The following is a 17536-nucleotide window of genomic DNA, read 5'->3' as shown; positions in this document are numbered from 1 at the left end:
CAATAATTAATCATTACTTTAAGTGAGACACACTAGGAACTAAGTCGTATCTTAATTGAGCAACTACAACAAGGAGACTTCTGATAGAGATCAGGCAGTCAAAAAAGGAGATGGAAATATGTGGCCTCTAGGAGAATATGATAGATTAGTTCATGAGGTTAAAAGAAGAGAAGATGCTGATATACCAATAACATTTGGCTTACTTATTGCTGATTACCGGCAACAATTAAGTAGGGAGTATATTCTCAATTACATCGATAGGTTTAACTATAAATCTGACAGATATATCAATTTTTATTTACCAGGATACTTTGAAGAAAATTTGTATGGCTCAGCACAAGTTATTAAAATATCAGGTAAGCAGTACTATTTTAACGATGAGAAGTATATGGAGTTTTTGCTAAAACTAGAAATGGATTTTGAAATAGAATACATATATAACCCAACGTTAATATTGATGGAATATGATCGCGGAAGATTCAATAAGGCCAAAATAATCTTAATTGAATTAGATCATAACGGAGCGGATATTAAAAAAACAGGAGAATTATTCGAAAATATTTTCAAGTTAGCCAAGCAGCATGTAGACATTAATGAGCTCTCAAACGAAATGATGAGAAAAGAATTCAAGCGAGGGCTTTTTGATAGAGTCTTGAGAGTGTTGGACAATAAGCTTGTTACAGAAATTTATGATGCTTGCGGTAGAGTGAAAAATTTTAAATTATCTTAGATATATAAACATTGCTTTCAATACGGGGATTTGGTTCTTTGACTAGACAAGATGTTGTAGTTTACTGGCTTCCAGAAAGGGGAATTTGAATAGAGTACTAGATCCCCTATTTTCTGAATCAGAAAGGGAATTGCTGTCGTAGATTTGTCGAGAGGCTTAAGAATGTTTGAAAGCAGGAACATCTTGCGATTTCATACAGCACGTTTTTTCGCAGATGCAAAAGCATTTTCGTCTATTTTTCTAAGAGAGAAGTGGCTCGTCCGTGAAAAATTGGCATCGGTGAGAGATTAAATTTCGATCGCTTAGTAGGGAAACAGCTGAAGTGATATAAGAACAGGCTGACGAGGGCTTTTATGCTCTCGTTTTTATTTTGCCTAATTGCTCAGCTTCGTCGGTCGCATCATCCTGAATTGAATACGACTGTGCCACAATTGGTGGAGTAGGGGCTGTGTTTTATTGCGCTATCGTAAAGCATCAACACGGACAACAAGCCAGATTGGCACTGCAAGCTTGAGATGTATTTGATGGTGTATCAAATGTCGAGCAAAACGACGTTCGACTGGGTTCGGATGGCCGAATGCGAAAGAGCGAAGCACAGCGAATACACTGGTTCTTACGCACCATACGGGTACAAAGAGGTGAACAAGTAGTTACCCCGCCGAAGACAATACGGCGAACGTGGTCAAGCGGATCTTCAGCCTGTACCTCGAAAGGAAAATGGACCTGCAAGCGATCGTCAATGCGCTGACGGATGATGGCATCCCGCCATTGCTCAAACGCAGGAAAGGAAGAACTCCTCCCCCCACCAGCGTAGGACTTCCGCGAAGATTATTCTCACCAAATTTATTAGCTACATGATAAATGCAATATTACTTAAATTTGGAAGGATGGGTTCTTTATTTGTCGAATATCTTAATAGGCTCTAAGAACTACTTCATTAATAAAAGGGACTAATTCACAATAGGCAATTCACTTCTCACATTTAACTTAGTATTAACAAGAATATATGAATCGATTATTTAATATATTGGTAGGTAGTGAAGTTCATAGTATTGATTTTTTACTTATSGGAGTGGAAGTAGATGGGTTTAAATATAACAGAAGCAATAATGCAAGCTTACACACAATCTATATTCAAATTAATTGAAAAACCGTTAGGGAAGTTCGATTTATATAATAAAAATACTAGAATAATCTTAGATATATTAAATGGAGCAAACAATGGTAGGGGAATCATTCTCCATCAAGGTACTAATACAGCGTTATATTTAGCAATTGCACTATCGACATATAATGTGTTCCTAAAAGACGTAAATGATAGCTATTCATTTTTGAATGAGCTTAAAAAAAATGATTTGGTCATTTATGGTGATCGGAGATCGAAGTTTATTGAAATAGATACTGAAGGAAGAGTAGTAATTGAAACAATTGATAGGGGGAATTCCTGCACTACTCGTATTCCCCAGACGTTAGTCTATAAGCTGAAACGATACCACGGAAATGCGAAAACCTTAGATGGGAGAGGCATGAAAAGAGGTTCTTTATTTAGGTATAATTTTTTGGCAAGTTTGTTTAGTCTTTCACTTGATGAGTTGAAAAATACATATAAAAAATCTATTCTCGTAGTTTGTGAAAAATCTGATGCAGACAATTTTATGGAAAATTTCAAAATTAGCATTGAAAATCAGAAAACATTTAACTTCGGTGATCTATTTCCGACTGCCTATTATCCATCTTCAGGGGAACCAATATATTACTCTGGTAATTCTTCAAAACAAGATCCTGTAGTTAAATTTGTTGGTAAATTATCAACAGCCAGAGAATTAATTATAGATGATAAGAATATAACAACACTATTAGTTAACGGATTAAAATACTTTGGGAATGATTCATCAGAGTTAAGTAGCATATATAACAGAAAATCACTTCAAAACATATTAATGATGGGGGACTTATCGAAAGGAATAAACTCAATAAACTATGAAAGATATGAAAATGTTGGTGTTTACGGCTGGACAAAGAACGCAATCCTTGAAGAAATATCGGATATTAATGAGTCCGTGAGGGACTATTTCTCAGACGATAGCAAACGATTATATGCATTTGCAAACAATTTTGTTAACAACAACTTAGAAGTTTCAGAAATTGAAGATAATTTGGAAGACGGAATCTTCTTAGAATGTAAAAAGGCTTTATTTAGAATATCTAAATCTAATGCTATTAATGAAATTGAAAACTTTATTGCTAAGGGGTTTTCTTTGTTGAATCTGTTCCAAAGATCCATTTTCTCAATAGAGATTATGAACAGCCTTATTACAAAAGGGAAAATTAATGCCTTATCGCCCACTGTAATACTATCTGAACTTCATGAGGAAATACTCAAACAAGCTAATTCTCAGGTCGCTAATGATATGTCTTATGTTGTAGCTAGCCTATCGAATATGATGAATGCATTCTATTTAACTAATCCCAAGTTGGACTTCTTAAAACAAGTGTTGTCAAAGAATTCAGATTATCAGAAGCCAGTAGCAATAGTAGTCCCTAAAAATTATTACGCCCAAGTGTTTCGTGAATCATTACCTGAGTCATTGAAGGTGCTTTTTGGAAAAGTAGATTTTCTTACACCACATAAATACAATTCCGAAAAGCTTTATGATCAAGTTTATTTTGTGGGTGTCTTTGATTGGAAGACATTAGAGCCTTCTGCATTAAGTAATGCTCGAATTGTCACCATGATTATTTATAAGAATGAGATTAATCTATTCAGACAATTTAAGGCACTAAGCGAAAGTAATTTGAAAAAATTAGAAGCTATCAGTTTAATCACCCCTAAGAGTAATAATATTACGTCATTAACTAATGGGCCTATCATTTATGAAAATGATGAGTTAAATGTAGGAATTGAACTTGAAGCTTTAATGAGGAATAGCGTGGGTTCTATATCAACACTGAGGACAATTGAATCAAGTGGAAATCAAACAGCTGAAATCGTCAGAGTAGCCGCGCTTGAATCAGGCGAACGTGTCTATTTTACTAGACATTATACACCTTATGTTTTTGAGAGCGAAAAACAGATTGTTATTGAATCAGATGTCTCATCACTAAATCCTGGAGATATGATTATTTTCACTCATTACGATTCAGGTACACGAGATATTGTGGAACGGATTATCGAGAAGATGATAGAAGAAAATAAATGTGACGAGAAATTTAAAGAATGCTATCGAAGGTCTATTTACTGGAAACAGATTCTTGGGGATTATATGCATGTTCATGGACTATCCTTTAAAGATCTATCAAATAAAATGCATGAACTTGGAACTGCAAAACATGAAGTGACTCTGCGGACATGGTTAGATAAGGATAGTCCTATAGTTGGCCCGCGCGATAATGAGTCATATTATGCAGTAGCTCGCCTCACTGGTGATCAAATAATGTTGGAAGATCCAGATTCATATCATAATGCTTCTAAGGAAGTTCGATCAATGCGAATTAGAATTCTCAGATTAATAGCAGCTAGCATCATTAGGTCATATGGGAGAAATGATGCGTTATCCGATGAACTTTTTTTAAGTTTATCAGAGGATATTTCAAAGATGTCCATTCTCGTGCAAATAGAGAATATTTTAGACACAACTGATATGTCAGTCCCATCCCATTTTGCAAACAGACCCATTAATATCTAAACATGATTGGAGTATGTCAAATGGAAAATAAATCTCAACTTTTGAATGTCCGTACGGAATTAATTGAAGAATTAAAAAAAGAACTATTAGGTCCAGGGTCGGAGTATTCTATCCCGGATATGGAACATGAAATTATTACTGATTTACCTGAAATCCGATACAGTACAGGAGTGCTTTTTCCTCAAAAAAATCTTATTAATTCAGATAACAACGAACTACCCACAAAAATGAATAGATCCTCTGAGGACTTAGAAGACGAAGAGATACTTATTGATAAAGAAATTAAGAACGAAAGTTTAGAGAAAAAGAGATACTCAGGTAATGTAACCGAGGATACCGATGTAGGGACTTTAGACGAGGATATTGGTCTATCCATGCAAAACATGCCATCATCAATGGGGTTCACTTTTTTTGTAAAAGGAAATGTTGATAAATTACGTTTTAATGTTTCATTCGGAACATATAGAAACGCTAAACTTGAAGATTGTATGTTGCCTTTTAATCCTGAAGATCCTGATAATTATACAATCCCGTACAAAGTTGCGGAAATAATTAAATATTCCAAGGATAAGGGTCTATTGACTCTTAAGAGTAGGCTGACACGCAAAGACGTCAGTCAAATCAGTAAAGATGAAGGAATGGAGGATCCTTATCTTATTGACTGTTTATATCGATTAAGCAATCAATTTGAAAAAGGTTTTGTTCGAGAACCACATAATTTAATAGTCAATTTAGATCTTAATGATAAAGATGTTTATGAAAAGAGTGGTATCAATGATAAAGAAATTAAGCTGGTTATACTTAGAAAAAAACAAGTAGGCGAAATACAATCTATTACAGCCTTGTTGGTAAATACACATCAAGGAGGATATAACGGCAGAAACTCAATCATGCAGCCAATAATAGAAATATCTACCTTTGAAAACCCAGAAATGCATTTTGAAGTATATTCAAATCGAGAATATGCCAGTAATAATGATTCTGAGGAAAAGTCTCTCGAATTATTGTATAGGGATAAAAAGATCTTTGCCACGGGGCACGGTGTCTCTGTAAATTGGAATATAGACAATTTGGGACATGGAAGTATTACGACAGAGTATATGCCGACTTATGATGTCCCTCAAATGGATTTTGATATTAGTCGCAAGAAAGTTGATAGTAAAGCCTTTTCAATGAAATTTTTATCTGATTTGGACAAGTCTAATAAGAAGGACAAAATAAAGAGCATGCGCACATTAGTAGATGCGTATTCCTCATGGATATCTGATATTCAGGAAGAAAGTAAGAGACTTGACGACCGATACAAGGGTACCGCAGAGGGTCATGTTTTAGATTGTTTAGATTCCTGTAGTAGGATGTACTTTGGTTTAGACCTTCTTGAAAAGAATGAGGATGCTTATGCTTCATTCCAACTGGCTAATCGAGCTATGTTTATGCAACGAATTCATGCGACGATACAAAAAACTGACTACTACCCTGACGATATAGAATTGCAGAATACTATATCATCAATTAATTATTATGACTTTGACGATAAAGATCGGCAGTGGAGGCCATTTCAGTTAGCATTTTTGCTTATGAGTCTTCGGTCTATTGTGGAGCCAGAGTGTCCTGAGAGAGACTTGGTCGATTTAATTTGGTTTCCCACTGGTGGAGGTAAAACTGAAGCTTATCTAGGTTTGACAGCATTCACAATATTTTATCGTCGACTTACTGATCTTGAAAACGCAGGCGGAACGACAGTTATTATGCGATATACGTTAAGATTATTGGCGTCACAGCAATTTTTAAGAGCAGGCACACTAATATGTGCCTGTGAATCCATCCGTAAAGATTGTGAAAAGAGAAGAAAGTATCCATCGTACCAGTTAGGAAAGGAAAAGATAACAATTGGTTTATGGATTGGTGGCACTCATACTCCTAATAAAAATGACGATGCTAAAGTCAATTTAAATAAATTACAAGCAGCTTCTAGAAATGATTTGAGAGAATTAAAAGATAGACATAATAAATTTCAAATTTTAAAGTGTCCATGGTGCGGCACTAAACTTGTTAAAGACATAGATCCTACCACCAATAATTTAATTGGCAAGTGGGGGTACTTAATGCATAACGATAAGCGCTTTCGGATGTTCTGCTGTCAAGAGGGTTGTGAATTCGAATCTATATTACCAATTCAAGTTGTTGATGAAGAACTTTATGATACTCCACCTACATTATTGTTCGGAACGGTTGATAAATTTGCCATGTTACCGTGGAAGAACGACTCAGGAAGTTTTTTTGCGACTTCATCACTTAATAGAACACCCGAGCTGATTATCCAAGATGAACTTCATCTTATATCAGGCCCTTTAGGAACAATGATAGGCTTATACGAAACTGCCATTGATGCTCTCTGTAGTTCAAAGGGATTAAAGCCTAAAATAATAGCTTCAACTGCGACAATTAGAAGGGCAAAGGATCAAGTTTCAAGTCTCTATAATAGGGAGGTCAAGCAATTCCCTTCCCCTGGTATTGATGCGAAGGATTCGTTTTTCGCATATGAAGCAGATAAAAAGGAAAAGCCAGGCAGAATGTATGTTGGAATTATGCCTTCAGGAAAAACCAAAGCAATGATGGAAGTTCGTACTATTGCAGCGATATTGCAACGAGTACACATGATGGATCTACCGTTTGAGGTTAAGGATAAGTTCTGGACTTTATCCGTATATTTCAACAGTTTACGTGATTTAAGTAAGTGTATGACGCTGGTTGATGATGACGTGAAAGATTTCATTAGAAGGACAGCACAAAGATTCGGTAGGCGAAATACGGCGAGACCAATTGGTTCTGCAGATGAGCTTACCAGTAGAATATCAACAACCCAGCTGAATGAGACATTGGAAAAGTTAGAGCAACTTCAATATAGTAAATCTAATCAAGAAGAGAAGAAATATCCGATTAATGTCTTGCTAGCAACAAATATGATATCTGTTGGTGTAGATGTGGCTCGTCTTAATGTTATGTTGCTTGTTGGTCAACCTAAGTTGACTAGCGAATATATTCAAGCATCAAGTAGGATTGGAAGAACATATCCTGGTGTCGCATTTACATTATATGATGGAGCAAAAAGTCGTGATCGATCACACTATGAACAATTTATGGCCTATCATGAATCTTTTTATAAATATGTAGAGCCGACTGGTGTAACACCATTTTCCAAGCCAGCAAGAGATAGAGCCCTACATGCAATTATGGTGTCCTTGATGCGACATAAGTACGGATTCTCGAAAGATACTGATGCAGCTATGTTCGTAAAGGAAATGGATGGTATTAAAGAGATCGAGAATTATATATTAGATAGAATAAGAGAAATTAGCGATAGATCAGAATTTAATCTTACGAATGAAACTGACGAGATATGGAAAGAAATGAATGAGTTTTGGGATGAATGGCAACTAAAGGTTGAAGTTACCGAGGGCAAGAATTTTTACTATGGCGATAGGTATATTGTAACTGAACCGCCATCCGACTCTAAGAGATTAATGAAGGTCTTTGGACAAGAGACTTCGGATGCTGCCAAAGAAACATTGACCTCAATGAGGAATGTTGACAGAAGTGTGAGGGCAGGATTAATAATATGGGAGTGATTTAATTGGCAGATATAAAACTACAACGTGATATACTAAATTTAAACAAGATTACTCATAGTGTTCGTAGTGCCCAAGCAATTTTACAGTATGGTGTAGGGGCAATGGTTGATTTTCCAGATCAAACGCTTATGACAGCTGCACCAGAATATTGGGGTGCTAGGGTTATTCAAATTCATGATGAACGACTTGAAAAGGGACTGAAAGTGGATTACTTCGGTTTGCCAGGAGGTGATGAGTACAATTGGGGGATTGCGTATACCAGATTTCCCCAATGGTATTTTTGCCCTAAGTGCCGGAGATTTGAACCATTAAAACACTGGGTGAAAGAATATAGAAGTAAAGCTTCACAAAAACAGAAAGAAAAAGATCCATATATGAAAAGGCCAAGATGCTTGGAATGCAAGCAAAGTCTTGTGCCTACACGTATTGTGGTCGCCTGTGAAAAGGGTCATATAGATGACTTTCCATGGGTTAACTGGGCTCATCACAATAGTCTGGGTGGAGCCAAGCCTATATGTTCAAATCCCAGCATGATGTTTAAAACAGGGGCAACGGCTTCAGCTGGTCTAGAGGGTCTCGTAATTGAATGTAGTAACTGTAAAGCTAAAGCAACACTTTCAAATGCATTTAATAAAGATGCGATGGAAAAGATGGAGAAGAATCATAAGGGTTGCTACGAATGTACAGGAAATATGCCGTGGAAGAACAAACAAGTAGATTGTGCGACCTTCCCTAGGGCAATGCAGAGAGGCGCTTCATCTATTTATTTTCCTAAAGTAGTTAGTTCACTTGTCATCCCGCCTTATTCAGATAAAATTAATGTACGAGTCGAACAATCTAAGGTGTATAAAGATTGTCTGTTTTTTATTGCTCAATTCGAGGGAGAGAATATTGATCATATTATTGTAGCTCGACTGGACAAATGGACTAAAGATATGGCAATAGAAATTTCTGCTGAAGTCAATGTTGTCAGACATATTCTTAATAGACGGTTATTAAATAGGGAGAATGAAGAAACCAACATTGAGCCAAACAGTATGGAATATAGGATTGAAGAATATGAGGCATTAACTGGTAGAATTACAAATAACGATCTTGACGGCAATGATTTTTTGAGAGAAGAAACGGATATCCATAAATATGATATTCCATATCTTAAAAGTGTTTCTCTAATTCACAAGATTCGAGAGGTCCGGGCGCTTACTGGTTTTACACGAATTAACCCTCCAGATTCCCAACAATCTGGAGAGCTTATACCTGGATTTATTGCTATTAAAGAGCAGGAAACAAGATGGTATCCTGCCTATGAGGTAAGAGGAGAAGGGATATTTTTTGAATTTGAAAACGAACAAATTAGTAAATGGATCAATGACTTTCCCAAAGTTAATCATAGGGCCGACATACTAAATCACAATTTTATGCGGTCATACCAAGGAAGTGTTACCACTCGGAATATAACTCCGAAGTATATATTACTTCATACTATTGCTCATTTATTAATAAGGCAACTAAGTTTTGAATGTGGTTATACGGCCGCGTCTCTACGTGAACGAATCTATTGTAATACGGACAATAATGAGTACGAGATGTCAGGGATTCTAATATATACTGCAAGTGGTGACTCGGAAGGAACTCTTGGGGGGCTAGTTCGCCAAGGTTACTGGGATTGTTTGCCGCGAACATTTAAAAAGGCTATGCAGTATGCAGAGCTATGTTCAAATGATCCAGTCTGTATTTCCAGCGTAGGTCAAGGGCGAGAGGCGTTAAATTTAGCTGCTTGTCATACTTGCGGATTGCTTCCTGAAACAAGCTGTGAGGACTTCAATGTATTTCTTGATAGAGCACTTGTTATTGGTACTTTTGAGAATAAGGAAATAGGATTCTATAATGATTGGTTGGTTAATTAATTGTCTTAGTAGGGACTGGCTATTTTGAAGTGATAGCTGTTGCTGCTGAATCATTATACCTAAATCCTGACAGAATTTCCTGTCCAGAGCTTGACGAAAATAATGACCCTATCACATTAATGTAAAAGAATACCCCATAAGACGTGTACCTGATGGCGGAGGTTCACCAGTGATATCCTCTTATAAAATTAACATGCATTATTTCAAGTGAAGACCATGTGGATATGCCAAGTTCGCAGGCCTTCACTCCCAGAGAGATGGTAAGCTGAATTTTGCCCATATCTTCTACAAGGCCGTAGAGTACGAGAAAGCGAAATGTCCGCCTTAGCCCAGGGTAAACAAGTGAAATCACTCTATCTTTATTAATCATGATGCTATCTTCGCTAGGGTGCATTCCATTTCAATATAATAATATCGAGACCTAAGTCACTGTCTTAGGTCTCGATATTATGCTTTGGTAGCAGCAACTAGATGCTCTGAGAATAGTTCTTGTTGAAATTCATTCTGTAACTTACTGTAGATGAGATCAACGAATGTCTGAGCTAGTTTAACTGGAACAGCATTTCCTATTTGAGTGGCAATGTTCTCGCTAGAACCTTCATACGCATTTCCATCAAGTTTACCAGTGAATTTATAACTAATAGGAAAGGTTTGTATTAATGCTGCCTCTCTCATGCTAATTGCTCTATCTTCCTCAGGATGACCGAATCTCCCTTTTGAATAGGAAAGACAACCACATGTTATGGTTGGTGCATAGCTAGCGAAATTCATTCTACCGTAAACATCACTAAAACTCACATTCTTTTTTTTGTGACATTCTAGAACTAGGTTTCCATCTTTCCAATCGGTACGGCTTCCTCCATTCCATGGAGTGCTTTTAATTCTATCTAGATTATCTGGGAATAATCTCCTGCACCTGTGTAGTTTGTCGTTTGCATCAGAATCGCCAGCTTCCAGTCTAGATAACTTAAATGGCAATAAATACTCCCCTAACGTGATGGCTGTTTTCATTTCAGGCCATATAGAAAGCGGTTTAGTAACATACGGTAAACCCTTGGCTGATTCTTGAATAATCGCGTCCGTATTTGGAAATGAATTTATTTTCTTTCCAAGAAGGATCAGTCTTTTTCTATGTTGAGGAACACCATAGTTAACGGCATTGACTACTTCGAAATGTAAGTGATATGAAGGCCGATTCAAATCATTTTTGTAACCTTCCGAATTCAAATTAGTAAGGAGGGATAGGAAGATATGAAAAATTTTGAAGTTAACTATATTATCGACGTTCTCAAATAGGATATAATTAGGTTGGAATATATTTGAAACTCTTATAACTTCCATTATGAGTTTATTACGATCGTCGACATTAACGACACTCTTTTTGCGACTGTGTCTTGAAAACCCCTGACAAGGCGGTGTTGCAACGAGAAGATCCAGGTTTTTCTCATTGAGTTGTTTTTTGATCTTGTTCMATTTTTTTTTCTTGATTCTTCTTATATCTTGGACTAGCAGGTGGTTGGTGCCGTGATTTAATGCATATGTACTTGCGATAATTTTATCGAATTCTACAGCACATTTAATATCAAAGTGTTTTTTTAATGCTTCGGATACCCCACCCGCTCCAGAAAATAGATCTATAGCTGAAAATTTCACATGGTACCCCCCATAATAATACAACTTATAAAATATTATTGTATAACAATGTGCCGGTTATTGAAAAGTATCTTTATTTGATAATAAAGTAACAGACACATTTAAGGGAAAAATGATTACAGGAGTTGTGGAGATGGCAAAATTTAAAACAAGAGCTAGGGCTGTAGATCTCCTTGGTAAACAGCAGATTAGGGATGAAGTAACCGCTATATCCGAGTTATTAAGAAATGCATATGATGCAGATGCTTCGGAGGGACTTATAGACATAAATACTGATAAACAATGCATCTTAGTTTGCGATGACGGGGATGGAATGAGTGCGGATGACTTAGAACAAAATTGGCTTACAATTGGGACTTATTCGAAAAAAACAAAGGATATTAAACGCACAAAAAAAAATAGAGTTAAAATCGGTGAGAAAGGAATAGGTAGATTAGCTGTGTCTTTATTAGGAGATCAGTTATTAATAATCTCTAAAAAGAAGTTAGATGGCAAATGGTGTGTCCTATATCTTCATTGGGAACTTTTCAGAAACGAGAAAATGTTTCTTGATGATATAGAAATTCCGTTAAAAACTTTTAATACACGGGACGAAGTTTCTATTTATTTGAAAGATAACAAAAAAGATCTGAAAAATATGTTGTCGAATAATTTATATGACAATGCTAGATGGGACAGTGAAGTCAGAAATCTTGTAACTGAACAAATCGATTCTTTCGAAATAGAAAAAAAAGTGTTTGATTGGATGAATATAATTGAAAGCCGTAAAGGGGGAACCATCTTTTACCTTACAGATATTGATTCTGGTTGGGATTGGAGGGTGTATGAAAATATTAAAAATCTTCAAGTTAAGGATGAAACACTAGAAATTCGATATCGAAGGTTAAAAGATCTGTTGTACTCTTTTCAAAACTATATTGATATTTATGATGAAGAAGTAGAACAGGAAAAATTACTTATAGCAACGAAAAATACCTCTTCCTCAAAAAAAGAAATAAATGAAGACGATAGCTTCAACCCTAAAATTCACATAAATGGACACCAATTAGAGGATGAACAGTGGTTTAACAAGGACGACATTAAACTATATGATTATGCATTAAAGGGTGAAATAATTGATGGGACTTTCAACGGCAAAGCATCTATGCGCGGACAGGGCAAAGTAGAGGATGTTTCCGTACCTGCAAGTGAATTATCTAAAGGGCTTAGTAATAAAAATTATAAAGACTTCGGCCCCATCTATCTCAAATGGTATTTTGTAGAGGGAAATGCAGGTGTCTCCTCATTAAATAAAGATCAACATCGTGATATGAGAGATAAGCTTGAAGAAATCGGAGGAATTTATGTTTACAGGGATGGTTTGAGAATTCTTCCTTATGGTGAAAAAGGAAACGATTTTTTGCATATGGAGGAGAGAAGATCCAGACGTGCTGCTACATATTTATTTAGCCATCGAAGAATGTTTGGTTTCATGGAGATTAGTAAAATTTCAAATCCAAATTTGGTGGATAAATCAAGTAGGGAAGGATTCGTGGAAAATTCCAGCTACAATTACTTTCGAAATGTGGCTATCAATTTATTGAAGTGGTGGGCGCTTGATTATTTAGGTACGACTCAAGATGAGGGTAAGAGAAATAACTATTTAAACGCATTAAAAGAAGAATACGAAAGGCAAGAGAATGCTAGACAGCAACAATTAGAAGAGGAACAAAAAGAAAAACAATACTTTAAAGACCTATATAAAGCAATAGATAATTTTAGAGAACATTTGGAGGTCCAATCATCCAATATATTTATTAATATCAATGAAGAATATGAGAACTATAAAAATAAAATAGAATTGTGTAGGAGTAAACTGGAAAAGTATGATCTTATCTACTCTTTTAAGAGAGAGTGTATTGAAAAAATAGATATGCTTAAGCGCACTAAGCTTGAAATAAATCCAAGATACAATCATTCAATCGATTTTATTGAATTGGTTGAAGAATTGAATAACGAACACGCTGGTGAGAAGGTAAAATGCAACAAAAATCTTGATTTTTTGGTGAGCCAACTTGAACTTGTAGTAGTATTAAAAGAAAATGAGGACTTAGTCAGCATTTATACTAATTTAGATGAGGCACTAGTATGGATTGATGGATTCATTAGGAAGATAAATGAATTAAACAACGGTTATTTCAAAGATCATTATGAATTATTGGATGAAATTCGAGCAGAAACAATGAATTTATTAAAAAATTCAACTGAAGAAAGTAGAAAAACAATAAATAAAGAAATAGAGAAGCTTATCGAGTATCAGAAGAAATTTAATCAATATAAAAACAACAACAAATCTATATTATTGAAAGACAATACTCTACAAAAAGCTGTTCAAGAAATATTAAAGGATTTCAATTCTGATATTAACAGAATACAAGATAAGATGATAAGTTTTGAAAATGAAATAAAGCAAAGTACAATCATAAGAAATACAGAATTATTGTTAAGTAAAGTTATCGATAATTTAAACAATATCAATTTTATTAACAATGATGAATTTTTGATAGGGCTGCTGAAAAAGGAAGTTGATATGTATCGTGATCTATCTGCAGTAGGACTTGCAGCTGAGATGACGAGTCATGAATTTAACTCATTAAACAAAGTGATTAGAGATAATGTTGATGCATTATCTAAAGCACTTACACCAACTCCTTTAGCGCCTGTCATTCAGAGAGTTAGTCAATCTTTTTCTTCATTAGAACGGCTTCAAGCCAGAATGAGTCCCTTATATAGACAGTCGAGAAAAAGAGCAAAAGATATTAATTTAAGACTGTTTATCGATGATGTACTGGAGTATTTTTCAACTGATATAAGAAAATATGTAATTAATATAGTTAATGAAGTGCCTGAAGATATAATAGTAAGAGAAATTGAATCAGTATTATTTACGCCTATTGCAAATGTAATATCGAATGCAATTTATTGGATGCTCAATCAAAATAAACGGGAAATTCATTTTTATTACTCTGGAACAAATCAAACATTGTTTATTCACGATACAGGCCAGGGGGTAAAAGAATCAGATGTGGTAAGGATTTTTGAACCATACTTTACCAAGAAAATGCAAGGTAGGGGTTTAGGGTTATTTCTTTCAAGAGATACCTTAGAATCAAGGGGGCACTTTTTGTTTCTAGAAGATAACATTCACACCCTGAGAAATATTGGTGGAGCTTGTTTTGGAATTCAGTTTAATAAAGATTCGATACTACGAGAGGTGCAAAAATGAGTTCGACTGCAGAATTAACCTACATAAATCATATAGTTAAGGATTACTTTAATTCAATATTAATAATAGATGATGAATTAGATCTAAATGTAAGGATTGTTGTAGAAGAGACTATCGACGCGGTCATAAGCAATATTGATCTTGGAGCTGTAGATCCAGCACTTTTAGTTGTATCGGAAGAAGAGAAGGAATATTTTAAGGCAAGTATGGATGAGTCTGCTGCGGCAGCGGCCCCAGCAGTGCACGAAAAAAAATATTCCTTACAGCCTGAGGCAGCAATACATGTACAATTAATGGAAGAGGGGTTTGTTACTACCCCATTTAAGTATGATTCGACAATTGATGTTGCACAAGTTGAAGTAGTATTGGCAACCTTACTTTCCACAATCAAGCTATTAATCGTTGACTGGGATTTAGAAAATTCCCAAATTAATGCAGTAGAGCCGGGAACGGCAGCTTCAGCAATATTACATAAGTATGCGAGTTTTGGTAAAGGTTTAAAGTGCGCTGTTATTTATACAGCATCCGATGATTTTGATGGCATCATGGATTATTTATCTGAAAATAACCTGATAACAAAACGGAACGGTTATTTTTTTGAAAATATTAGTGATTCTGGACATAAGTTATTTGGGTTTATTATTTCCAAAAACCAATTTAAGCCAAGGGAAATCATCCCGATAATCTCACAAAAGCTTTTGGCTGATAAAAGCTTGGTTCTTCATTTTATGGATACAGCTTCTAGAATCAATAATAACATAAGTAGGGCAATGCTAGAGTTTAGCTCACCCTTTGAAAAGGTGATTTTTTCTCAAATACTTACTGCTAAGATTCAGGAAAATGAAATTGCTAGATTTTTAACGGATAAGTTTTTAGGGCTTGTAATGGAAGGTGATCACGAAGACTATAAGTATAATTTTGTTATTGAAAATAAAATTAACCGATTAAAGAATGTCACTAAGATACAAATAGATGGATTTTCTTTTGATAAAATGGTGAAACTGATTCTTGAAATCGGATCAGATAAAACAAAGAAGCCTCTGATAAATTTATTTAGAAATTCAGTTTTTGTTTCACAATTAGCTAAAACAGTCCAAGATCATCAACAGGGCTTACAAGAGCTTKAAGAAAAAATAATTGCTTTGGTCGATAACTCGGAACTACATAAAGATGTATTTCTTATAGTAATGCTTTGGGATGAGTTCTTGAATGAAAAGAGTGATAATTCCTTACAAACGGATATAACAACTTCACTAACACTGTGCCCTCTCAATGAAGTAAATCTTAATGACATAAGCAACTTCTTTAGTCTTAAGTTAAGTGGCCAGTTTAAAAAGTTTATTTTGGAAAATAATCTAACCCCAATAATAGAGGAGTTACTTTTAAGTGGTGAAGGTAAGTCTTATGATAATTTTAAAAATGAATTTCTTAATAAAATCAATGGATCTGATATCGAAAAGGAAAAATTATTAGAGTTGCTTGTATTATGGCCAGCATATTTCGGAGACGAGTCGGAATTTAGTATTTCGTACAAGAAGCAAATTTATAGTTTCACTAAATTGATGAAGTTCAACGAAAGCAAGAATGACCAAATTGAAACTGGTTCAATTTATCGTAAAGTAGAAAATGATACATATCTTTTATGTATTACTCCTTACTGTGATACTTTTAATACTTCAAAGGTTGAGAGAAATTTAAAATTTTTAGTGGGAAGAATAGAACCAAATTCAGGGGAGAGTAATCTTAAAAATTCTGACAGTCCTAACTGTTTTTATATGGCAGTTCCTTTTCCTGAAGAAAAAAAAGTCAAAATTATTAAATGGAATTTTTATGAAGTTATAACACTGCATGAAGATGATGTGAAATTAGATAATATGAAAAAAATGCTTTATTTACGTAAAGAGTACATTCAAAATGTAATGAATCGATATATTGCATATCAGTCTAGAGCAGGGGTAGATGAACTATTTTTTAAAGAATCCAGCTATATAAATAATTTTAAAAACTTTTTATAATTACTGTGGTAGGGCAGCAATTCAAGCTGTAAGTCCATGTGTATGCACCTCGTGAATGGTTATTATGGTTGTAGTGGTACTTCCATTTTACCATTTTTCGCACAGGTGCATTTTTGGTTTCATCCAATTTTATGAGCTTTGTGAACAGGTTCTAATAACAACAAATTTATTGAACATTATAATAATCGGTTTTTTTAATGGATAATTTAAAGACTATAATAGGAGTATATTGATTATTATTGGCCGTAACTTCGCTCATTTCTCAGGAAGTGATTTTTCAGATGGGAGGTCTGCGTGGGGAATCTGGCTGCAATTGTTAAGATTAAAACATGAAATTATATGTACTGAAGCGAATCCTCTATATTGGTTGTATTACTTATTAAAATAGGATACTCCTTATCAAAAAAGTAATAGAATCAAAAGAAACTTAAAAGACCATAAAATAGAGATGAAAGATTATCAGGTAAGTATTAAACTCGATGTATAAGTAGTTGATTGGGAACCCTGCGTGAGATCAAAAAGCCAGTTAAACTATTTGGATTTATTTCTTGAGATTACGGAAAGAAGAGTACTTTGGTCTAGAAAAATGGGGGATTTAATTGAGTTTTAACGAGTTAATTACAAGCGATTTCTTTCATACTTATCAGG

The 17536-nt window shown here is 34.9% G+C and carries 8 protein-coding genes; 7 read left to right on the top strand and 1 reads right to left on the bottom strand.

What is annotated here, in order from left to right; translation table 11 throughout:
- The first annotated feature begins 118 nt into the window (after positions 1–118).
- The 5 genes from AB4114_RS22175 (at position 119) to drmB (ending at position 9955) form a co-directional block, all read left to right on the top strand.
- Positions 119–730: a hypothetical protein gene (locus AB4114_RS22175; protein ID WP_441990407.1), complete on the top strand. Its 612-nt coding sequence runs from the start codon at positions 119–121 to the stop codon at positions 728–730.
- Between the two features lie 678 nt (positions 731–1408).
- Positions 1409–1588, top strand: a complete 180-nt coding sequence (locus AB4114_RS22170) for a hypothetical protein (protein WP_441990406.1) — start codon at positions 1409–1411, stop codon at positions 1586–1588.
- A gap of 224 nt (positions 1589–1812) precedes the next feature.
- Positions 1813–4416 (top strand): DrmE family protein, encoded by a 2604-nt coding sequence (locus AB4114_RS22165; RefSeq protein ID WP_441990405.1) that lies wholly within the window; start codon positions 1813–1815, stop codon positions 4414–4416.
- Positions 4417–4436: 20 nt separating this feature from the next.
- On the top strand, positions 4437–8045 hold the full coding sequence (locus tag AB4114_RS22160; RefSeq protein ID WP_441990404.1) for a helicase-related protein: 3609 nt from the start codon (positions 4437–4439) through the stop codon (positions 8043–8045).
- A 5-nt stretch (positions 8046–8050) separates the two neighbouring features.
- Positions 8051–9955 (top strand): DrmB family protein, encoded by a 1905-nt coding sequence (gene drmB, locus AB4114_RS22155; RefSeq protein ID WP_441990403.1) that lies wholly within the window; start codon positions 8051–8053, stop codon positions 9953–9955.
- Between the two features lie 447 nt (positions 9956–10402).
- Here drmB and AB4114_RS22150 read toward each other — a convergent pair whose 3' ends face one another.
- On the bottom strand, positions 10403–11608 hold the full coding sequence (locus AB4114_RS22150) for a DNA cytosine methyltransferase (protein ID WP_441990402.1): 1206 nt from the start codon (positions 11606–11608) through the stop codon (positions 10403–10405).
- 133 nt (positions 11609–11741) lie between these two features.
- On the opposite strand from AB4114_RS22150, the gene AB4114_RS22145 reads away from it, so the two are divergent.
- On the top strand, positions 11742–14873 hold the full coding sequence (locus tag AB4114_RS22145; protein ID WP_441990401.1) for an ATP-binding protein: 3132 nt from the start codon (positions 11742–11744) through the stop codon (positions 14871–14873).
- On the top strand, positions 14870–16888 hold the full coding sequence (locus tag AB4114_RS22140) for a response regulator receiver domain (protein ID WP_441990400.1): 2019 nt from the start codon (positions 14870–14872) through the stop codon (positions 16886–16888). The genes AB4114_RS22145 and AB4114_RS22140 overlap by 4 nt, the downstream gene beginning before the upstream one ends.
- Positions 16889–17536 lie beyond the last annotated feature (648 nt).

Origin of the sequence: Paenibacillus sp. 2RAB27 (assembly GCF_052115445.1) — a bacterium.
Taxonomy (GTDB): Bacteria; Bacillota; Bacilli; order Paenibacillales; family NBRC-103111; genus Paenibacillus_E.
Note: the sequence above shows the minus strand (reverse complement) of the source record. Positions and strands in the feature narration are given on the sequence as shown.

What these genes read in the sequence shown, in the direction of transcription:
- AB4114_RS22175 (WP_441990407.1), top strand. Translation starts at nt 119, where the DNA reads ATGTGGCCTCTAGGAGAATATGATAGATTAGTTCATGAGGTTAAAAGA.
- AB4114_RS22165 (WP_441990405.1), top strand. Translation starts at nt 1,813, where the DNA reads ATGGGTTTAAATATAACAGAAGCAATAATGCAAGCTTACACACAATCT.
- AB4114_RS22160 (WP_441990404.1), top strand. Translation starts at nt 4,437, where the DNA reads ATGGAAAATAAATCTCAACTTTTGAATGTCCGTACGGAATTAATTGAA.
- AB4114_RS22145 (WP_441990401.1), top strand. Translation starts at nt 11,742, where the DNA reads ATGGCAAAATTTAAAACAAGAGCTAGGGCTGTAGATCTCCTTGGTAAA.